The 20,971-nt window shown below is 45.7% G+C and carries 16 protein-coding genes; 4 read left to right on the top strand and 12 right to left on the bottom strand.

The genetic code is table 11. The features are described 5' to 3' along the window. The first annotated feature begins 164 nt into the window (after positions 1 to 164). Positions 165 to 719: an RNA polymerase sigma factor gene (locus tag N774_RS0101505; RefSeq protein WP_024859536.1), complete on the top strand. Its 555-nt coding sequence runs from the start codon at positions 165 to 167 to the stop codon at positions 717 to 719. Continuing rightward, positions 709 to 3,273 (top strand): hypothetical protein, encoded by a 2,565-nt coding sequence (locus N774_RS0101500; protein WP_024859535.1) that lies wholly within the window; start codon positions 709 to 711, stop codon positions 3,271 to 3,273. The genes N774_RS0101505 and N774_RS0101500 overlap by 11 nt, the downstream gene beginning before the upstream one ends. Before the next feature lie 101 nt (positions 3,274 to 3,374). On the opposite strand, the gene N774_RS0101495 is transcribed toward N774_RS0101500, so the two are convergent. From N774_RS0101495 to N774_RS0101480, 4 genes are all read right to left on the bottom strand, one after another. Next, the gene (locus N774_RS0101495) at positions 3,375 to 4,241 is read right to left on the bottom strand and encodes a sensor histidine kinase (RefSeq protein ID WP_024859534.1); all 867 of its coding nucleotides are present in this window, start codon (positions 4,239 to 4,241) and stop codon (positions 3,375 to 3,377) included. Between the two features lie 13 nt (positions 4,242 to 4,254). Then, positions 4,255 to 4,998 carry a hypothetical protein gene (locus tag N774_RS0101490; protein ID WP_024859533.1) on the bottom strand — a complete coding sequence of 248 codons (744 nt, stop codon included), beginning with the start codon at positions 4,996 to 4,998 and terminating at the stop codon, positions 4,255 to 4,257. Then, a complete protein-coding gene (locus N774_RS0101485; RefSeq protein ID WP_024859532.1) occupies positions 4,991 to 5,905 on the bottom strand; it encodes an ATP-binding cassette domain-containing protein in 915 nt (304 codons plus the stop codon). Before N774_RS0101485 ends, N774_RS0101490 begins: the two co-directional genes overlap by 8 nt. A gap of 81 nt (positions 5,906 to 5,986) precedes the next feature. Then, the gene (locus N774_RS0101480) at positions 5,987 to 6,646 is read right to left on the bottom strand and encodes a response regulator transcription factor (RefSeq protein ID WP_024859531.1); all 660 of its coding nucleotides are present in this window, start codon (positions 6,644 to 6,646) and stop codon (positions 5,987 to 5,989) included. A gap of 275 nt (positions 6,647 to 6,921) precedes the next feature. On the opposite strand from N774_RS0101480, the gene N774_RS0101475 reads away from it, so the two are divergent. After that, a complete protein-coding gene (locus N774_RS0101475; protein ID WP_024859530.1) occupies positions 6,922 to 7,482 on the top strand; it encodes an RNA polymerase sigma factor in 561 nt (186 codons plus the stop codon). Further along, positions 7,469 to 9,559, top strand: coding sequence for a hypothetical protein (locus N774_RS0101470; RefSeq protein WP_024859529.1), 2,091 nt, complete (start codon positions 7,469 to 7,471; stop codon positions 9,557 to 9,559). Before N774_RS0101475 ends, N774_RS0101470 begins: the two co-directional genes overlap by 14 nt. A 93-nt stretch (positions 9,560 to 9,652) precedes the next feature. On the opposite strand, the gene N774_RS16605 is transcribed toward N774_RS0101470, so the two are convergent. The 8 genes from N774_RS16605 to N774_RS0101430 form a co-directional block, all read right to left on the bottom strand. Further along, a complete protein-coding gene (locus N774_RS16605; protein ID WP_024859528.1) occupies positions 9,653 to 10,876 on the bottom strand; it encodes a sensor histidine kinase in 1,224 nt (407 codons plus the stop codon). Further along, entirely contained in the window at positions 10,857 to 11,564 is a 708-nt protein-coding gene (locus N774_RS0101460; protein WP_024859527.1) for a response regulator transcription factor, read from the bottom strand. Before N774_RS0101460 ends, N774_RS16605 begins: the two co-directional genes overlap by 20 nt. Positions 11,565 to 11,661: 97 nt before the next feature. After that, a complete protein-coding gene (locus tag N774_RS0101455; protein WP_024859526.1) occupies positions 11,662 to 12,924 on the bottom strand; it encodes an ABC transporter permease in 1,263 nt (420 codons plus the stop codon). Continuing rightward, positions 12,890 to 13,624, bottom strand: a complete 735-nt coding sequence (locus N774_RS0101450; RefSeq protein WP_024859525.1) for an ABC transporter ATP-binding protein — start codon at positions 13,622 to 13,624, stop codon at positions 12,890 to 12,892. Before N774_RS0101450 ends, N774_RS0101455 begins: the two co-directional genes overlap by 35 nt. 17 nt (positions 13,625 to 13,641) lie before the next feature. Further along, positions 13,642 to 15,297, bottom strand: a complete 1,656-nt coding sequence (locus tag N774_RS0101445; protein ID WP_196231513.1) for an efflux RND transporter periplasmic adaptor subunit — start codon at positions 15,295 to 15,297, stop codon at positions 13,642 to 13,644. 202 nt (positions 15,298 to 15,499) lie between these two features. Continuing rightward, positions 15,500 to 18,628: a family 43 glycosylhydrolase gene (locus N774_RS19680; RefSeq protein ID WP_024859523.1), complete on the bottom strand. Its 3,129-nt coding sequence runs from the start codon at positions 18,626 to 18,628 to the stop codon at positions 15,500 to 15,502. A 237-nt stretch (positions 18,629 to 18,865) separates the two neighbouring features. Then, positions 18,866 to 19,945 (bottom strand): ABC transporter ATP-binding protein, encoded by a 1,080-nt coding sequence (locus N774_RS0101435; RefSeq protein ID WP_024859522.1) that lies wholly within the window; start codon positions 19,943 to 19,945, stop codon positions 18,866 to 18,868. Next, positions 19,942 to 20,967, bottom strand: coding sequence for a FecCD family ABC transporter permease (locus N774_RS0101430; protein ID WP_024859521.1), 1,026 nt, complete (start codon positions 20,965 to 20,967; stop codon positions 19,942 to 19,944). The genes N774_RS0101435 and N774_RS0101430 overlap by 4 nt, the downstream gene beginning before the upstream one ends. Positions 20,968 to 20,971: the final 4 nt, after the last annotated feature.

The raw sequence follows: 20,971 nt of genomic DNA, 5'->3' as shown, positions 1-20,971 counted from the left end.
GGTGCTCTTCTTGACTGTCTACGCCTCACAGAGTATAATAATTATATAGATAATTCGTACTTTGTGAGTATTTAAGAAATTTTTTCGGATAAAACTGCGACATCTGCCGCTTTTCTTTCGTATAAGTTACAAATGGAAATATTTCCTGCCGAAAGGAGGAAGACATGGATAACGGTTTAAGTAGCTACAGCCGTTTCCTCTCAGGAGATAAAGACGCTATCGATGAGATAATCCGCGATTACAAGGACGGTCTTGTATATTACCTTTACAGTATAATCGGAGACATATATCAGGCAGAAGAAGCTGCCATTGATGCCTTCGTAAAGCTTTATGTAGAAAAGCCTGCCTTCAAGGGTACGGGTGCTTTCAAAACATGGCTTTATACTATAGGAAGAAACAAGGCTATCGATATAAAACGCAAGTTTTCAAGGTTTGATTCGGTATCTCTTGATAATGCGTATGATATTTCCGGTGAGGAGAATATTGAACAGAAGGTCATCGAAGATGAGCGGCGTGCCGACCTGCGCAGGCTCATCTCAAAGCTTAAACCTGAATACAGTCAGGTGCTTTACCTCATTTTCTTTGAGGATTTCAAAAATGACGAAGCGGCTAAGATAATGAACAGAAGCAGCAAGCAGATCAGGGATCTGCTTTACAGAGCTAAAAATGCTCTGAAAAAAGAAATTGAACAGGAAGGAGCAGTGTTCTATGGATTATAAGACCATGGCGGAAATAGTCAAAGCCCGCGGCGACAGGATCATTGAAGAAAAACGTATCCGCAGCATGCGTATCCGCAGGATAACAGCAGGCGTTTCTGCACTGTGCGCTGCCGCTGTTGTCGGACTTGGCATATGGCACAGCAATACTGCAAAAGAGCCTTCCTCAGTTGATTTCGGCAACAGTAATGTTATAAACACTACAGACTCCCCTGTTGCAAGCACTTCCACAACAATGGGAACCAACCGTATCAATGAGACTACAGTGACTTCTGTCGGCACCTCCGCTGTATCGTCATCAAAAACAAAAGCTGCTGTCACAACAGCTAAAAGCACCTCTGAAACGACAGCACATAGTATTTCTTCCTCCACAGTAAGAAATACCTACGTGCAGAGCACAGCTATATCAGCTTCCTCTGTTACAAATGCTGCCGTGACCACAACAACTGACGTTACGATAATCACACACAGGAGGGTATATTATATGAATAAATTATCTGGCAGCTTTGCTGCATTGTTGATAGCTTCATCGGCTGTTTCAAATCCCATTGCCAATGCTGCGCCTGAGGGCATGAGACAGATACCTTACGAGCTTTTCAATTCCAGATACAGCCTTGAAGACTATCCATACGATAAATGGCACGAAAACGAAAGTGCCTTTGACTTTGACGAGAACGGCAAATTCGACATACATGACATCTACCATTTATACTGCCTTGCAAACGGCGATGAAGCTCTGAACAACAGCGGCATAAATTATGATATCAACAATGACGGCGAGTTTGACGAACACGATGTGGGAGCTCTTATCAGCTACTTCACCTGCTACAATGAGATAACAAGAGACTATATTGACCCCAAATATTATGGAGCAGATAATGAGGTCAGCAATAACTTTGTAAAGTGCTTTACAGAAGAAACAGAGACCTTCTACGGGCTGTACGATATAGCTGCAAAAGCCATTGAAGACCGTGCAGACCTTCTGGACGTAGACGGCAGCGGCATATTCGATATGGGAGATATAATGGACATTTACTTCTTCCGTAAGATATTCGATGAACCTGCTGTGCTTTACGCTGAAATGGATCCCGAGAATCTCTCCTATGATGATAAACTAAGGATATATAATGAGCTGTCCGCAGTAAAATTCCCATCAGAGTCGGAAGCCAAGTGCCTTGAACTGCTCAGCTCCCTGAAAGATGACAAGGTGATCTCACCTGTCTTTTCAGACTATCTCATAAAGTATTATTTTGAAAATGAGCAGTTCAGACCAGAATATTCAGACAGCAATTATTATGAATATCTCTGGGACACAAGATACGACAACAGAAAAAATGATTCGCCGATCTACAAGGACATTCTCAGAGACTTTGAAACTGCGGTTGAGAACACCGAATGGGAAATGAAGCTCTCTTCTTCCGATATCAGGACAAATGTGGATATGACCAATATCGATGCAGAGTACGCTGTCTACAGGAAGAAGGTCGAACAGGGGCTTCTCCCCGAGCCTGATGTCAACCTTGACGGAAGAATAAATATGTTCGACCATACTGCATGTGAGGATATATTCAATAATTACAGGTACGCCAAAAGCGATAGGTATTCCGATGAGATGATATATAACTTCCTCAATAACTTCGATCTCAACGAAAACGGTATCAGCGGTGATGCAGCCGACTGCAGCATCGCTCAGATCTATATCTGTGAGAAGCTTGGCGTCAAGACAAGGAAGGAACAGGAATACGACAGCTTCAGAGAAGCATGGATAAACGGCGAGGTATCAAACTATCCGTGGGACGGCACAAACTGCCTTGACGGAACAAAATACCCCCTGACCGATCCCGACGACCTGTTCAGCCTATGCTATAACTATGTGTACGCCTTCAACTATGCTTCAAAGGAAGTCCGTCAGTTCATATACGACAGATACTACGTCAATGTTGAAGCAGGCATAATACCTGCTCCCGATGTGGATATGAACGGCATCATCGACGAAAAAGACTATATATACGCCGAAAATACTCTCTATTCACAGACACATACCTCGGAAGACATAAATACCGTTCCCGACGAGATAATGGACAATTACATCAAAAACTTTGACCTTGACGGCAGCGGAGTCAGCGGAGACGCAATGGATACCGAAATAATACTTGAATATGTTTCAAGGAAATGCGGTATCGACACCTCAGACCTCGAAACTATGGCATGGAACGCCCGCGGTCAGTACACAAATACACAGTTAGCAGAGCCAATGGGAACTACAACAGTTCCCTTTGACAGCAGAGTTACAACAGCTGTAACAGCTGCCGCACCTTACAGCAGCAAAAAAGGCGATGCCAACTGCGACAGCGACCTCGATCTTTCTGACGCCGTTATCGTAATGCAGGCTCTCGCAAATCCCAATAAGTACGATGTAGGCGGCACCGCCAAAAATCCGATCACAGAACAAGGAAAGTTAAATGCAGACGTCGATAAGTCCACAGCCGGACTCACTGTAAGTGACGCTCTGTGCATACAGCAGTATCTCCTGGGAAACAAGAGCTCTTTAGCATAAACAGCTCACACATACAAATAAAAACTGCCATGATATGATATAACAGCTCAGCCCCGAAGCATTGCCTCGGGGCTGATATTTTATATATCATGGCATATATGTCAAAGCTTTATCCTGATGGTAAGCCTTTTATTATCATATGAAGCTGTGATTGTTCCGCCCATGCGCTCCACAAGAGTTCTGGCGATCGAAAGACCCAGTCCCGTAGAGTTTCTTGCTGCCTCAACAGTATAGAATCTGTCAAAGAGCTGCTCCACCTCCACCGCAGAAAGCCTTTGGGACGTGTTTGAAAATGTGATCTCACCTGTGTCTGACAGGGTTATCTCCAGATCGCCGTCGCTGTATTTCAGGGCGTTGTTGAGAAGATTTGAAAATACTCTTTCAAGGCTTGCTTTATTCACCATTCGGACTATAGTGTTCTCGGTAATATGTACCTCGGGCACTATCCCCTTTTCGTCCAGAGCGCCGCAATAGCCCATGATACAGTCCTCCAGCACCTGATTCACCCTGACCTCCTGCATTTCGGCTTCGGTCTCATCGGACACTATAACGGAATAGCGGAATAGCTCCTCTGTAAGCTGCTTCATTGTCTCGGTACGCTCGCCGATTATCTCCAGATAGCTGTGGATAAGCTCCTTGTCGTCTGTCTTCTTTATCAGGTAAAGGTATCCGCATATAGCTGTCAGAGGAGTTCGGATATCATGGGAAATATTCGTTATGGCTGTTTTCAGCTCTGTATTGCCCAGATGATATTGAAGATGCTCCTTCCGAAGAACACGCAGCTGCTCGTTTATACTGTTTGCAAGCCGCAGCATATCCCTGTCATGGGAAGATATATCTATGAGCGTGTTGGTATCATTATCCAGTCTGTCGGCAAATTCGTCAGCTATCTCCCTTGCCGATTTTTTCAGTATTATTATCTTGACAACTGCCGCTGTGAGCAGTATCGCCAGCAGACCGTATAACATAAAGATACCTCCGTCATTTAAGATCGGTTTTTCTGAAATAAAGCATTCCGCAGATGAATACCAGAGCAGTTTCCAGCACCATTGCTCCAAGAGCAGGCAGGAAGCTGTAATCCGAAACTACACCGTTTGTAACGATACTGTCGGGAACTCCGTAATTCTTGATATTCATGCATACAAAGGTCGGCAGGAAGTAGCCCAGCTTCTCAGGGAAATTCTTGAGCGCAGCCACACCGATACTTACAAGTATCAGGAACTGATTTCCAAGATAAATGGCAAGGAAACTCTTTACGCCCTTTAATATGACACAGAACACCTGTGAGATAGTAGCAAATAATGCCACATGGCAAGTGGTGAGCACAACGCCTTCTGCTACATTCTTGGCAATAATACCGTCTGTATTGCCAAACAGTCCTGCAACTGCAAGCAGACTTAATGTCATCAGCAGATACAGTGATACCGAGAAAGCAACGGACGCTGCCCAGTCTGCGAAATAGACGCTGCTACGCTTATGTCCCACAGAGATCTGATTACGAATAGTTCCGCCTGTGAACAGCGGATAATTGAAAAGTGCAATGATTATGCCGACGTAATGCGGAAAAACAAGGAACGACGCAATGTAAGGCAGCTGGAATACCATGGGCTTTTCCCTGAGAAATAAAGCTGCTCCCACACCGCCGACAAGCATCAACAATGCAAGGACACGGAAAATAGTCCATTTACCCAGTCGGCTGAAATAAGCACGCATCAGTTTAAGCATGATCAGCACCTCCTATCAGGGAGATATAGAAGCTTTCAAGGCTCTCGTCATGCTCCTCCAGTGAAAGCACCTCGCAGCCCTCATTGGCAAGTGCAAGGGAAAGCTGTGTGATGTTGGGCTTTGCGTATATATCAGCGGAGTTTTCGTCGTTGATCTTGAAGTCGATACCCATACGGTCAAGCACTGTCGAAAGCACGGCTGTATCAGTGACCGTCAGTCTCATGCACTTTCGGCAGGAGGCTTCAAGCTCCTCTGCACTCATCTCACGGATGATCCTGCCGTTATTGATAAATCCGTAATGTGTGGCAAGCTTTGAAAGCTCGTCCAGTATATGTGAGGAGATAAGTACTGTTATCTTCCTCTCGCGGTTGAGTTTAAGTATGAGCTCACGTACCTCTACGATGCCCTCAGGGTCAAGTCCGTTCACAGGCTCGTCAAGGACAAGGAAATCGGGACTTCCGCAGAGCGCCACGGCTATACCGAGACGCTGACGCATACCGAGGGAGAAGTTCCTCACCTTTTTGCGTCCCGTATCTCCCAGACCTACCAGCTTCAGGAGCTCGGGGATACCGCTGAAATCGGGAAGCCCAAGCACCTGATACTGCTGTCTCAGATTGTCCTCTGCCGTCATATCGGTATATATAGACGGCGTCTCTATGACGGAGCCTATCCTGCGTCTTGAATTACAGATACCGCCGTCGGAATCCTTTACGCCGTAAAGCTCGAACTCTCCGCTCGTTGGCAGCTGCATACCGCATACTATACGGATAAGAGTAGTCTTACCTGCTCCGTTTCTTCCTACGAATCCGTAGATAGAGCCCTTGGGCACATTCATTGTCAGCCCGTCAAGAGCTTTGGATCTCTTATATTGCTTGCATATATTTTTTGTTTTAAGAACATATTCCATTGCAAGACCTCCTTTTGTGTTTCTGAATACAGTATAGCACAAAAAGGTCAAGAAAGCGGACAAGAGATAGTCAAGATTTTGTCAAGTTTTCAGTCTGAAGCCTATGCCGTAGACTGCTTCGATGTAATCCTTGCCGCTTACTGCCTGCAATTTGTGACGTATATTGCTGATGTGCTGCTTCAATGAGCGCTCTGTGCAATCAGGAGTGTCATAGCTTATCTTTTCAAGTATAGTGGTCTTTCCCACAGCAGTGCGGGAGTTCTGCATAAGCAGCTTTAATATGGCACATTCCGTCCTTGTGAGCCTGACCTCGGCTGAACCTGCCGTAACGGTCAGGGTATCGCACATAAGAGTAAGATCGCCTGCTTTTAAACAGCTCTCATCAGTGTCGCTCCTGTGTCGGAGCTGTACCGTTATCCTTGCAAGAAGCTCCTGCATATCAAAGGGCTTGGTTATATAGTCTGACGCTCCGCTGAGCAGAAGCTCCACCTTGTTTGTCACGTCAGCCTTTGCACTTACTACTATAACAGGTATATCCTTTATCTGTTTCAGCACATCTTCTCCCGTTATCCCGGGGAGCATAAGATCGAGAAGTATGAGATCGGGTCTGCTCTGTGACAGAAGCATCACCGCTTCGCTTCCCGAATAGGCTCTCGAAACAGTGTAGCCCTCGTCGCTCAGGACCTTTGCAAGCATGCCGTTTATATTCTGATCGTCATCGATTATCATTATTTCGGACATATATCCACCTCACTCTGCGTTTAACATTATAACATTTATTTCCAAGGATTTCAAGTGAATATTCAGAAGCTTCGGCTGTTCTTGACAGTTACTGCCGAGTATGATATGATAATGTCAAACCGTATGATAAATATGCGCGTATCAGCTTATAACCTCTGTTACAAATACAAAAAATTCTTCTAAAAAAATGTTCCGAAAAAAGCGCGTAGTTTTTTATTCTCATATCGTCTAATAAGTGAAAGCCCGTGAAAGAGCTTTCGGAAAGGAGCAGATCTATGGATAACGGTGCAAGTAGCTACCGCCGTTTTCTTGATGATGGTGATGTACAAGGATTAGATGAGATCATAATAGAATACAGCGACGGTCTGATACTGTACCTGACAAGCATTGTCGGAAACATTCAGACGGCAGAAGAGCTTGCAGAGGACACCTTTGTACTGCTTGGCACAAAAAAGCCAAAGTATAAAGAGAAAAGCTCCTTCAAGACATGGCTTTATGCTATAGGCAGGAATTTAGCCATAGATCATCTTCGCAAGTATTCCAAAAAGACCTGTATTTCTATTGAAGAAACACCTGAGATGACAGACGATGAAACTGCTGTTGAAGAGGCTTACCTCAAAAAAGAACAGCAGATCGCGATACACAAGGCAATGCGAAAGCTTTCGCCTAAATATCAGCAGGTGCTATGGCTCATTTATTTTGAGGGATTCAGCAATAAAGAAGCTGCAAAGATAATGAAAAAGAGTCTGCGCAGTCTTGAATCCATCTTATACCGTGCTCGTAAATCACTCAGATCACAACTTGAAACGGAGGGTTTTGATTATGTTGAAACATGAAGAGATGATCGAGAATGTACACCGCCGCATAGCTCAGTATGAGGAGGAGAAGAAAATGAAACATTCAAAATTTGATAAGATCATTTCAGCCATAAAGCCCGGTACAAAAAATGAAAAAACAAAAAGTAATGATGACGGATATATTGAAGTTATAAGCAGTTCGGAACGCATTGAGCCCTCACACCGCATACTTCGTATAGTAAGTACTCTTGCAGCCGGCGCTGTTCTTGTTACAGGCATAGGTGCAACAGGTATGCTTCTCCGCAAAAACAAGTCGCTCAAGCCTGCCGAAACCGACAGTGAGAGCAATCTTGATGAAGCTGAAACCACCACAATGGCTGCTGAGATAGTCGTTGGAAATCCCTTTTCGGAGCTGCTGGCTTGTAAATACGATCTGGTATTTCCAAATCTCGACTTCACTGATTCCATGCGTGAAAAGATAAAAGAGCTTTTTGATTCTCAGGAGAGCTGGAGAGCAGCTGCAAACTACAGCAGATTTCTCCATTATGATAACGGCGGCGCGTATTCACCGTTAACTCAGAGAATGATACTTGCCAATGATAATTACTACCTCCAGATATGCGACGATAACATAATCGAGTATGCTGTTCTTGAAGATCTTAACTGGAAAAAGAAGTTCTACGAATGTGACAGTCTTGCACTCATAAACGGCATAGCCGAAATAATGGAAAGTGAATTTAAAGACAACGGCGTCGATTTCGACGAAGATGTATCGGATTTCGGTTTCCTTGCAAACATGGAGCAGATAAAAGACCTCAGCGATATACAGAAAACGCTGCTCGGACTCTGCATGAAGGGCAGCAGCTGGAAAATGGAGACAATGGAGGCTAACAGGGATTTTTCAATGTTTGATCTTACATTAATAAGCCCAAGCTCCGGACATCTTTATATCAACAAAGAATATGCCTATTCTGATGAAAATACAGGAATTGCTTTATTTATCGACAAAGACGGAATAAGCTACACCTGTGATAACAATATATATTTCGGCAACAACCTGCTGTATATCATGTCCGAATACGATTATCCCGATCTGAAGACCGAGATAACTATTACTGACGGCGACGGCAAGGTATTAATATCGTCAGATGATAATAACAGGGCAAGACTTGAGAACTTCATCTATTATGATCTTCCATCACTGCTCAACACATATGATAACTATAATTATCCGAATGATTATGCAGTCAACAGCTATAATATTGATATTTCTTACAGATCCGGCGATACAATGCTCAGAAATGCAGGCTTCAGCATAAGCAATTTCGGTGAGGTCGGCAGAGTTGATTATGTACTCGATCCCGTATCGAAATGGTGTCCCGCAGGCTGTACCAATTACTATATGGACATTCTTGATTTTGATGTAAAGCTCCACGCTCTCATCAACAACAAGCAGGATGAAAAAGCTCCCGAGGATAAAAAGCCGGAGGACAAGAAGACCGAAGAAGTCCAGCCGACTACAGAGAACCGCAAAGATGCGGATAAGTCTTCAAGTGAAGAAAAGCAGCAGGATAAGCCTTCAAACAATGAGGAACATGGACAGGATCCAAACGGCAATACTGCTCCTACTCAGGTCCCTGATAATGCTCAGCAGGAAAAACTTGATCCCAAACTGTATCACGAAGATGTTGAAATACCCACACCTCACACAGCTATCTGGCTCGATGAACGTGACAGCGGATTAGATGAGACTCTTCTGGCTTCATGTATCACTCATGACAATGATGCGCTTGATAAATTCATGGCGGAAAAATTTGAACCATTGCTTGAATATGAAGATGGACTTCCGTATGAACACCAATTCAGTACCTCCACATACGGATATAGCTTATTCAGGATATATGAGACCAATAAAACATATATGTCAGATACAGAGACATATATAATGCGTGACGGCTTCTATGTAGGCAATGCAGGTTTCGGAGGAGTATGCTCATACATATACGTAAACGGTGACTGGCAGCCTGCCGGTGCAGAGAACTTCAAGATTGACTTTAAAGAATTTGAAAAATTGCTAAAGGAGTTATTAAAGGATTCAGAATTACCAAAAGAATAAAAACAGAACATGGAAAGACTATATAAAACAAGGGACGGCTGATGCCGTCCCTTATTGTTTTTATCAATCGGATATAGTATGCTGTCTGACAGCTCATACCCTGTGAAGCACTATCTCATACATGGTATTCATTTTGCCGCTTTCATCGTCTATGAGCTCTATAGTACCCTTATGAGCTTCAACTATCTTGCGGCTGATAGCCAGTCCAAGTCCTGAGCTTTTAGCACCTGTACGGGACTTGTTTCCCACAACGAAAGGCTTGAATATAGACTCCCTGAGCTCTTTGGGGATACCCTTTCCGTTGTCGCCTATCCTTATGACAATATCTGTATCAGTATCCTTTATCTCAGTGAATATAACAGTTCCAGCTTCGTTATGTCTTACGGAATTGGTGATAAGGTTATCGAAAACACGGCTGAGCTGCTTATGATCGAAGCTGAATATCATCTTCGTTTCGGGGATATCGGCTTCAAGCTCAATGCTTGCCAGTTCCAGCTCCTGATACTTCATGGCAAGATAGCTCCTGAAGTACTCGCAGATGTCTCCCTCCTCCATAGAGAAGTCAAAGTCGGGGTGCTCCAGCTTGCTGTATTCATGGAGAGTATTTACCAGCTCCGCAACCGTTTCTGTTTTTTGGCATATACTGCTGAGATATTTCTCCTTTGTCTCCTCATCGACCATATTGTCGCTTATTGCTTTTGCATAGCCCTGCACAGCGGTTATGGGAGTCCTTATATCATGGGATATGTCCGCTATCATGCGGCGCTGTTCAGATTCAAGCTGCATACGCTCGTTTTCGCTCTCTTTCAGCTTTGCAACAAGTCTGTTGTAGCTTGTACAGATATTGTTGAACTCCTTGATATCGGAATTTATCTCCGATATCTCGTTGTTTGCAGCAGCACTTCGTGAGAAATTCTCAAGTGCCGTATCCAGCTTTTTCAGCTCTTTGGATATACGCCTTATTATCTTTACTCCGAATATGAATATTATCACTATGACTACGATATAAAGGGATACAGTCGCCCACTTACTAAACTCCGCCAGATAGTAATTTATCTCCTTTTCCATTTCTTTATGGTCGGGATCGTATTCGTTCAGTCCATCAAGATATGTTTCAGCATAGTCAGCCGCCTCGGAAACAGAGCTTTCGGGATTATATTTCAGGTATATTTCTTTCAGCTTTCTGCCAGCACTAACTTCAAAGGAAATATTCAGCATATCAATGAAAAACAGTATGACTGCAAGCATCAATCCCAGATTTCCCAGTATGAAAACTTTAAGGCTGCTCTTGGGCTTTTTATTTTTTCGGATCTTCAATTTTATATCCCAGTCCTCTCACGGTTTTTATGTAGATAGGAGATTTGCTGTTGTCTCCAAGCTTTTCGCGGAGCTTGGAGATATGCACCATCATTGTGTTGTCGTCAGTCTCATAGAAATCACCGTTGATACGCTCGTATATCTGTGACTTGGTAAATACCATTCCCGGCTTTTCCATAAAAAGAGACAGTATCTTGAACTCGGTAGGAGTAAGGAATATTTCAGTTTCGTTTTTATAAAGGAGAAATTTCTTCTGATCCAGCTTCAGGTCGCCTACACAGAGCATATCACCGCTGCTGTTTGGGGAAGGCTCGGCATCAAGCTTGTATATCCTGCGCAGATTGGACTGTATTCGTGCGATTACCTCCAGAGGATTGAATGGCTTGGTTATATAATCGTCGGCTCCGATGTCAAGTCCCAGTATCTTATCGCTGTCCGCATTCATGGCAGATATGATGATAATGGGTATATTGCTTGTTTCGCGTATTTTCTTGGTAAGCTCGTAACCGTTCATCTCGGGCATCATTATATCTACAAGCGCCAGATCGGGTGATCCTGAAATAAGCATCCTGTATGCCTCGGCTCCGTCATATGCACTTATGACCTCAAAGCCCGAGTTCACCAGATAAAGCCTGAGTACCTCCTGTATATCGGAGTCGTCCTCAGCGATCAGTATTTTATAAGCCATTTAGTCTGCCTCGCTTCCATTTCAGTATGTCAGAATGAGGTCACTGTAAAAGTGATCTCTATAATTATATCATGTTAATAAAGATTTTGCAACGCAATCATTCATATCTCAGTGCGTCTATGGGATTCATTTTCGCCGCCTTGCTTGCAGGGTAGAATCCGAAGAATACTCCGAATACCATTGAGAAGCTTACGCTTGCGGCGATAGTTGCAGGTGAAGCAGTACCGTTTATCCCCATGAGTACGCTCATCAGCTTGCCAAGAAGCAGACCGAAGCCTACTCCCACAGCACTGCCTATCATACAGATTATTATCGCTTCGATAAGGAACTGTACACGGATATTGCCATTAGTAGCGCCAAGTGCTTTTCTTGTACCTATCTCCCGTGTTCTTTCGGTTATGGAAACCACCATGATGTTCATAACGCCTATGCCGCCTACTATGAGAGATATAGCTGCAATAGCCATGAGCACCAGCTTCATTATGCCTATAACACTGCCTATGGTATTAAATGTGTCCTCCAGTACCAGCACATCAGCCTTATATGCGTCATTGTCCTTGTAGAAGCTGCTGTTAAGGCTTGCCCTGATATCATCTGCCAGCTTATTAAGGTCGGTATCCCGCTTTGCGATAGCTTCAAACTGCTCAAAGCCTGTTTCATCAAGCGGTGTTACCGCAGCCTGATTGTACGGTATCAGAGCAGGCTCGCCCGTTGCACCGAATAACATTCCCTGCATCATGGATTCCTTTTCCTTATGATATACACCGATAACAGTATAGCAGCTGAGATCGTTGTTCTTTCTGCATTCCACTGTCTTTCCCAGTGCATTCTCAATGCTGCCGTATATAGCCTCTGCTTTCTTCTCGGGTATAAGAACTACAGCTTTCCCATTGCTGTATTCCTCGGAGGATATGCCTCTGCCTGCAATTACGCTGATATTGCCTTTGAGAGAAAGTGCGCACGGATTTACGCCGCATACATTAAGCTTTTCGGTGCCGACTTTCATGGCTCCCAGATCGTAATTGAGGGATATTCCCTCAAGTCTGTCAGAGAATTCCTCCTCCAGCTTGCTGAAGGTCTTTACGGAGAATTCATCAGACTTTTTTATTTCTCTCACGCTGGAATCATAGCTTGATTCGTCATATATGTCTTTCTGCCCTTTCTGTATCACAAAGCAGTAGACCTTTCTGGAGTCGGGACTGCTCATCATATCCACGGTGTAGCGCTTCATGCCATCACCCAGTATCATTATGGCTATGACTGCGGCAATGCCTATAACTATACCAAGCATTGTCAGCAGAGAACGCATTTTGTTTGATCTGAGCTCACTGAGCGCAAGGAGTATATTGTCCTTCAGCATAAGCGGAGCCCCTCCTTTCAGATATTATCCTGCCGTCCATAAGAGTGAGTATCCGTTCTGTTTCCTCTGCAAGCTCATTTGAATGTGTTATCAGGACTATAGTTATACCCTTTTCACGATGTAGCTTATGGAACAGGTCCATTATCATACGTCCCGTAGACGAGTCAAGTGCTCCTGTGGGTTCGTCCGCAAGTATAATAGAGGGCTCGTTTGCAAGGGCTCTTGCTATGGCAACGCGCTGCTTCTGACCGCCTGACAGCTCGTCGGGAGTATGCTTCATTCTGTCCCCCATGCCCACCATGTCAAGGAGCTCCTCGGACCGCTTTCTGCGTTTATTTCCGCTTATACCTGCATACATCATGGGCAGCTCAACATTTTTCAGTGCAGAGTTCCGGGGGATAAGATTGTATGTCTGGAAAACAAAACCTATCTGCCTGTTGCGTATGTGTGACAGCTCTCCGTCCTTTGCAGAGCATATATCTATACCGTTAAGAGAATAATCCCCCGATGTGGGCCTGTCAAGAGCTCCGATAATATTCATAAGGGTAGATTTACCCGAGCCCGAAGCTCCTACAATAGAGACAAATTCCCCTTTTTTCACTGTCAGGTCTATGCCGTGAAGTATCTCCAGCTCGTTTGGACTTCCCACATAAAAACGCTTGTATATGTTTCTCAGGTCAATGACCGTATTACTGTTCATAGCGTACCTCCCCATTATCAATAGAATACGCTTGTATCGCTGTTGTCTTCTTTTGGTGCTATGACCTTCATATTTTCGGATACCTCAGAGCTGATTATCTCCGTATAGTAATCATTGCATATTCCCCGTTCAACAGCTATCTTTCGCTGCGCATGGGCATCATCTTCAACAGTGATATAGCTGCTGCCGTCAACATCTGTGGAAATACAGTTATCGGGAACTGCAAGAACGCCTTTCTTTTCCCCTGTGATTATACCGAGCTTGGCTGTCATGCCTATGCGCATGCCCTCAGGCTGTTTGCTGAGATCGGCTTCAAGAGAATATTCCGTACCGCCCGCAGCTGAACCCTCCGCCGAATACGTTGGAGCATCAGGTGTAGGAGCAACAAAGCTGAGAGTTCCGTCAAGAACCTCGGAGCTAACTGCGTTTATGGTTATCTCTACATGCTGATCTTTTTCAAGCTTGCTTATATCGTACTGATCTGCAAAAGCTGATACCATAAAACTGCTGTCGTCCTGGATCACAACAATGGTACCTCCCGTATAAAGCTCACCCTCCTTGACATTAACGGCAGTGACAACACCTTCGCGGTCTGCTCTTACGGTACAGTCTGCAATACTGCGCTTTATCTGCTCTATCTGCTGCATTGGCTCACTTAACATATCCTCAGCAGATATACCTGCTGCTTTAAGGGAATCAGCCTTATTTGCCACATCACCTGCATTTGCTTCGTCAGTGTCTGTTTTTGAGTAGGAAGCAGTATTCACGTCTGACTTTGCCTGCTCCAGATACCTGCCCGCAGTGGAAAGCTCAGCTTTTGATTCCTTTTCGTCCAGTACAGCCGACGACAACTCGCTTGCATACTTTTCAGCAATGTCAGACAACGCTTTTGCCTGCTCCTTGGCTTCTGTAAGAGCTGCTTCCGCTTCTGCCGACAGCTCCGCAGCTTCGTCACATCTGTCCTTTGCAGCTTTCAGCTCATCAGCCGAGGTGGTGCTGTCAGCTTCAAGAAGATCATACTCGGCTTTAAGCCTCTTGTACTCTGACTTTGCATTATCCAGTTCCGTTTTCAGTTCAGCTGCTCTTTCTGCGGCAGCCTCTGCCTCATCGAGAGCCGCTTTAAGCTCGTCCGACTTAGCTGTCCTGCTGCTTACTGCGTCGCTGTAAGCCTTGGCTGCTTCATTCTTTTCGCTCAGAGCCTTGTCGTAGCTCTCCTTTGCCGATGAAAGTATCTTGCTGCCTCTTTCGGACTTTTCCGCCCTCTCTGCAACTGCATTGTCGTATATTCGCTTTGCAGAGCTGAGCTCGATGTCGTTTTTGGCTTTGATGTTTTCAAGCTGCTTTTCAGCAGCTGCAAGCCTGCTTTGCAGTTCGGAATCGTCAAGGATCGCGATGACATCGCCTTTTTTAACTCTGTCCCCTGTTCTGACACTGACCTTTTTCACCTTTGTATTTACAGCACCGCTGCTGAGCTCGGATGTCTCACTGCTCTTTACAGTGCCTGATACTGTGACATACTGCCTGATATCCATTCTTTCAACAGAAGCTGTATTGGTAGCCGCTGCTGTCTCTGGAGCAGAGCCAAAGGCACTGTATACTGCCATTCCTCCTACGGATACTGCCGCTATTCCACAAAGACATATCAACGCTGTTTTTCTTTTATTACTTTTCATTTCATATCCCTCCATTGGTATTTGATGTTATTATTATAAATCCCAATTCTGTATTCTGACTTTATAAAAGCTAAAGATTTCTTTATAATAACATTAAATATTCTTAAGGAGAGTATATATTTTGTACATACTTCGTTTTCGCAGAAAAAAAACGGCTGCAAAGCTAAGCCTTGCAGCCGTATATAAATATAAGTATTATTCGTTAGTTCTGGAATGCTATGCGGCAGAAATTGTAGAGGTGAGCGTGGATCGAGTTGTCACCGTGATAGCCTCCGTTTACATAGTGCCAGATATGAGGAACGCCGTTTTTCTCGAAGTTCTCATGATAAGTCTTTGGATTGTCGTAAACAACCGTGTCGTTGCTTCCGCCTGTTATCATAAGGAAGTATGGCTCCTTGCCGCTGTCCCACTTGAACGAGCCTGTAACTCCGGGAGCGGGGCAGATAGCGCCTACATAACCGAAGAGGTCGGATCTCTGCATACCAATGAGGAGAGACTCGCGTCCGCCCATTGAGAAGCCTGTAATAGCCGTATTTTCCTTGCCTGTAAGAACACTGTAGTTCTTCTCAATCTCAGGCATGAGATCCTTTATAAGCTGGTTTATGAAGTTGTCATAAGCATCGTTGTTAGCGTTATCCATGCCTGTAACTGAATCCTGAGTAGCACTTGAATATACATCAGGGAATACGCAGATCATTTCCTTAGCTGCGCCCTCAGCAATAGCATTGCCGATTATCTGACGTGTATACATTGTATCGTTGCCCTTGATCAGCATTCTGTCAGGGTTCTCGTAGTAACCGTGGAGAATGTACATTACAGGGTACTTCTTGTTCGGGTCGTAGTTTGGAGGCAGGAGAACATTGTACTTCTTATTTCTCTTGCAGACATTTGAATAGTAGCTTCCGCTCTTTATCTCGCCGTATGTAACGCCGTTCTTCTGCTGATGCGAAGAATCGGGCTCCTTTTCAGCTATAGCGGACTGCACCTTAGCTGTGAAATCCTTCATTGAAAGATGTGCAGCAGCTGCAGTAGTGGTAGTCACAGTTGTTGTAGTTGCTGCTGTAGTTGTAGTGGTAGTCGTTGTAGTTGGAACTGTCGTTGGCGCAGCTGTTGAAACTGTCTTGATATTGTCGGAATAGCTCTCGGGGAGCTTGGTTGTTATACCAAGAAGGAACTTCTGTATAACGAGAGCATCGTTTGAAGTGATTCCGCCGCCTGCTTCGCTTACGTCCGCATTGAAGATACCCGGCTCTGTAAGCTTATACTTGTCAGGGTTGGCAAGTGACTGCATTATGATAACAACGTCAGCCATATCCACGCCGTTGTCGCCGTTGGCGTCGCCCCACTTTGTTACCTTGGAATTGAGGAGCTCCTTTAAGTCCTGCACAGGAGCTGTAGTAGTCGTCGTTACCACAGGAGGAGCTGTCGTTGTAGTTGTAACTGCTGCCTTTGGACCGTCTATGACTGTGCCGTCTACTGCTGCAAAGAAATTGTCGACATAGAAGTTGGTTGCAGGAGTATCATCATCGGAATCGCCTTCAGTTTCGATATATACAAGAGGACTCTTTGCACCCTCGGGTATCTTGAAGCTTGTATTGGCAAGCTGTGTCCACTGACCCTTGGAAACTTCCTGTGTGTCTATCTTATCATAGTGTGCCTCACCGTCCGAGCCTGTGTACTGGAGGGTCAGGTGGAATGTTGTTGAGGGAGCCCCCTCATTGTACTTAACAACAGCCGAGAAGCTGTAGCTCTCTCCTGCTTTGAACTTATAGTTAAGGGTCTTGCCTACGCCCTTCCATGAAGCTGAACGATCGGAGCAGTATACAGAGCTGTCGCCCTCATATGCCTCGTCCTTGCTGACAGCAACAGTGGCACCGCCTCTGTCAGTGCAGCCGTCAAGCTTGCCCTCGAATGTGTTCTTGAATATATATGTCTGGTCAACGTCTGATGAGCTTGAACCTGCTCCGTCAAACTTCCACCAGTCAACGTTCATAAGGTATCCGTCTCCGCCGTTGAATACAAGGTAGAGATCGTGCTCACCGTCAGCACCTGCTACATCACAGGAGACCTCTTCCCATTTCTGCCAGCCTCCAGTTCCGCTGACTTTAAGATTGCCAACGACAGGACCTGTCTTGCTGTCAAGGTGGAGCTCGATATTGCCGCCGCTCTCGGCAGAAGCAACAGATGCGGTGAATTTATCGGCTCCCTCACCGAAGTCAACGCCTGCCACCTTGATATAAGCCCCCTTTTTGATGCTTCCGATGTTTACGGAATTATTTGCGTCCTTTTCAGTCTTGATGCCCTCGCTCCAGCATATAGTCTCAGCCTCAACTCTCTCGAAAGGATTCAGCGGTTCAAGCTGGTCGGGACCTGAGTTGGTGAGCTTCATAACAGGGATCGTGCCGTCGGAGTTGTATGTAAACTCCTCACAGGAAGCACTTCTGTTAAAGGATCCGCCTCCCGGGATTCCGCTCTTATGATAGAAGAAATAAGAATGGTCTTTATAATCAATGATACCGCCGTGTGTGGTGAAGCAGTTGGAGCCCTGCTGAATAACGCCGCGGTAGGTCCACGGACCTGTAACAGAGTTGCCTGTAGCATAGCACTGGCTCTCACCGCCGAAGCCGTCAACGAATGAAGCCCAAACCAGATAATAAAGCTTGTCGTGCTTGTATATCCATGGTCCCTCGCCGTAGGTCGTGCCCTTGTTGCTGGAGCCGAACTGCTGTGCGTTCATGTCAAACTGCTGTATCGGACCGTCAAGTGTTACCATGTCCTCTTTCAGCTTGACATAGTAGCATTTCGGATTTCCGAACATGAGCCATGCCTGACCGTCGTCGTCAATGAAAACAGTAGGATCGATGTAATCCCAGTTCGGACCGCAAAGGGGCTTGCCGTTAGGGTCACTGTATGGACCCTCGGGAGAGTCTGCGACACCAACGCCTATAGCTCTTCCGCCGCCGCCCTTGTTGGTAGTGGTAAAATAGAAGTAATACTTTCCATTGCGCTCGATACACTGAGAAGCCCATGCATCATTGGCATTGCACCAGCTAAAGCCTGTATCCTCAAGTATCCTGCCGTGGTCTGTCCAGTTCTTCATGTCCTTTGTGGAGAAAGCCTGCCAGCCTGTCATGTAGTAGAAGTCGTTGTTTCCCTCACGGTCACAGCCTGTGAATACCCACAGCTCGTCATCAAAAACAACGGGCGCAGGATCGGGAGTGAAGGATGTCTGCACAATGGGGTTTTCAGCGTTTGTGACGGCAGGAGCTGCTGCACACAGAGTTACAGCCGTCATCGCAGCTATAGCAGCTGCAGAAAATAGCTTTTTCATTCCAATTCTCCTTTTTATTTAATATCCCTTTAATTTGTGACCGCGGATCCTCTCCGCAGCCAGCTTACGTTATCTATATACTATTATAATAGCATGCCGATCCACAAAATACAATCAACAATTTTGCGAAATTTGTGGATAAATTATAGATATTGACAAAAAAATATCTAAGCAACAATTTGTTAACCGATTAATCAAAAAATCCCCTGCATCACTTAATTGATGTAGGGGATTTCTTCAATCATTGGAATGTTCAAGCAGTTTTTTGTTGCCTGCATTCATAGTGCCAAAATTTTCGATACAGCATATGACCTCGCCGCATTTTTTCAGGATCTTCAGTGCTTTCTCAACACTTTCATCGCTTATGGGCTCAAAGGCTTTTTCGGTCACCAGTTCTGCTGCAAGGCTTTTGGCAACACTGTATTCCACGTCATTTTCATGGATAACTCCTGCCGCAAAGGGGATTCCCTGACGCTGCAAACGTCTGTAAACAGGGATGCCGCTGCCACCGCCGCCAATTACGAATACCTGCGGCTCACCCTCTTTGCGCTTTGCCTCTGCGGTCCCGAACAGAGTATCGAAGGTACCGCAGCTTATACCGTACAGCTCGCTGATATAGCTGCCGCTGAATATCTCCTCGGGAGTGCCTGTCCTGTCGGCTCTGTTATGAGCGATACAGAGTATCTTATCGGAGAAGCGCTGTGCTAAATCGAGCTCATGGAGGGTCTGCACTACGGCGATATTTCTGCTGCGGACAAGGTCTTTCAGTATGCCGAGTAGCCGCAGCTTATTGTTGATATCGAGGAAAGAGGTGGGCTCGTCAAGTATGAGTACCTGGGGTTCCTGAGCGATAGCACGGGCAAGCATTACTGTCTGACGCTGACCGTCACTGATACAGCGTATATCCGTATCAGCAAGATGTGTAACACCTGTGAGCTCCATAGCCTCGCGGACTATCTTCCTGTCATTGTCCGAAAGTATGCCCAGCCTGCCCGTGTAGGGGTATCTGCCTGTGGAGATGATGTCCTCGCAGGTCATTTTCTCAGCTGTTATCCTGTCGGTGAAGCATACTGACAGCTTTTTAGCTATATCATTAAGGCTCATGGAAGTAATGTCTGTATCGTTTATGCAGACAGCTCCGTCAAGGAGCGGCAGCTGAGAAGCAATGCTCCTGAGCACCGTGGATTTGCCTGCTCCGTTGGGACCTATGACGGTGAGTATCTCTCCGCCACGTATCTCAATATCAAGCCCGCTTACGACCACCTTTTTGCCGTAGCCTACAGACAGCCCCTTTGCTGTAAGGATAGCACCGTTCATGATACACCTCGTTTCTGTCCGCGGCGGCTGAGCATTGCCGCAATAACTATGGGAGCTCCGAAAACTGCTGTGATAGTGCTTATGCTCAGCTCTACGGGAACAAAGAGCATACGCGCGATAAGGTCGCACATCAGGCAGAAAACAGCTCCGCCTATGAATGAAGCAGGGATTATTATGATAGGCTTTGCTGTTCCGAAGGCTGTTTTCACAAGATGAGGAACTGCTATGCCCACAAAGGACACAGGTCCCGCAAATGCCGTAACACAGGCAGAAAGTATACTTGAAAGGAGTATGAGCGCAAGCTTGAAAAGTCGCAGGTCAACTCCCATGTTTTGGGCGTAGCTCTCCCCAAGCTGATAGGCGCTCATGGGCTTTGACAGCATGAATGAAGCCGCTGCTGCCGCAAAAACTATCACGGCTATGACCTTAACATTGTCCATGCTTATGCCCGAGAAGCTTCCCATAGACCAGTTGTGGAGATTAACTATATTAGCGTCGTCGGCAAAGGTGACAGCCAGCTCCGTGACAGCGGAGCATATGTAGCCTATCATCACGCCTGCGACAATAAGCTGAGCCATATTCCTGACCTTGCCCGAAAGTAGCAGGATAGCTCCCATGGAAAGCATGGAGCCCACGAAGGCAGCTCCCACCATTGCCGCTGAGTTCAGCATTATGCCGTTTTGCAGTGAAAACATCATGGCAAGAGCAACAGTGAGCTTTGCTCCCGACGATATACCCAGTACATAGGGGCCTGCAATGGGATTACTGAAGAAGCTCTGCAATAAGAAGCCCGACACCGAAAGAGCTCCGCCCAGAAGCGCCGCTGCTATTGCCCGCGGCAGGCGTATATTGGCAACGATAGTATGGGCAGCTGTATCACTGCTGCCCGAAAGAGCTGAAAAGACCTCCGATACAGAAAGGGCTGTGGTGCCGCTGACAAGCTCCAGAATGAAAAAAACAGCAGTCAGTATCAGAAGCGCCGCAAAGCCTATAGTCCGGCGCAGGGCTCTTTTTTTAGTCATAGTA

Source organism: Ruminococcus flavefaciens AE3010, assembly GCF_000526795.1.
Lineage (GTDB): Bacteria > Bacillota > Clostridia > Oscillospirales > Ruminococcaceae > Ruminococcus > Ruminococcus flavefaciens_D.
Note: the sequence above shows the minus strand (reverse complement) of the source record. Positions and strands in the feature narration are given on the sequence as shown.

Bases quoted from the DNA above. Each gene is read 5' to 3' on its own strand.
- N774_RS0101450 (WP_024859525.1), bottom strand. From the start codon at position 13,624: ATGAACAGTAATACGGTCATTGACCTGAGAAACATATACAAGCGTTTT.
- N774_RS0101460 (WP_024859527.1), bottom strand. From the start codon at position 11,564: ATGGCTTATAAAATACTGATCGCTGAGGACGACTCCGATATACAGGAG.
- N774_RS0101435 (WP_024859522.1), bottom strand. From the start codon at position 19,945: ATGAACGGTGCTATCCTTACAGCAAAGGGGCTGTCTGTAGGCTACGGC.
- N774_RS0101445 (WP_196231513.1), bottom strand. From the start codon at position 15,297: ATGAAAAGTAATAAAAGAAAAACAGCGTTGATATGTCTTTGTGGAATA.
- N774_RS19680 (WP_024859523.1), bottom strand. From the start codon at position 18,628: ATGAAAAAGCTATTTTCTGCAGCTGCTATAGCTGCGATGACGGCTGTA.
- N774_RS0101430 (WP_024859521.1), bottom strand. From the start codon at position 20,967: ATGACTAAAAAAAGAGCCCTGCGCCGGACTATAGGCTTTGCGGCGCTT.
- N774_RS0101495 (WP_024859534.1), bottom strand. From the start codon at position 4,241: ATGTTATACGGTCTGCTGGCGATACTGCTCACAGCGGCAGTTGTCAAG.
- N774_RS0101455 (WP_024859526.1), bottom strand. From the start codon at position 12,924: ATGCTGAAGGACAATATACTCCTTGCGCTCAGTGAGCTCAGATCAAAC.
- N774_RS0101475 (WP_024859530.1), top strand. From the start codon at position 6,922: ATGGATAACGGTGCAAGTAGCTACCGCCGTTTTCTTGATGATGGTGAT.
- N774_RS0101490 (WP_024859533.1), bottom strand. From the start codon at position 4,998: ATGCTTAAACTGATGCGTGCTTATTTCAGCCGACTGGGTAAATGGACT.
- N774_RS0101500 (WP_024859535.1), top strand. From the start codon at position 709: ATGGATTATAAGACCATGGCGGAAATAGTCAAAGCCCGCGGCGACAGG.
- N774_RS0101505 (WP_024859536.1), top strand. From the start codon at position 165: ATGGATAACGGTTTAAGTAGCTACAGCCGTTTCCTCTCAGGAGATAAA.
- N774_RS0101485 (WP_024859532.1), bottom strand. From the start codon at position 5,905: ATGGAATATGTTCTTAAAACAAAAAATATATGCAAGCAATATAAGAGA.
- N774_RS0101480 (WP_024859531.1), bottom strand. From the start codon at position 6,646: ATGTCCGAAATAATGATAATCGATGACGATCAGAATATAAACGGCATG.
- N774_RS0101470 (WP_024859529.1), top strand. From the start codon at position 7,469: ATGTTGAAACATGAAGAGATGATCGAGAATGTACACCGCCGCATAGCT.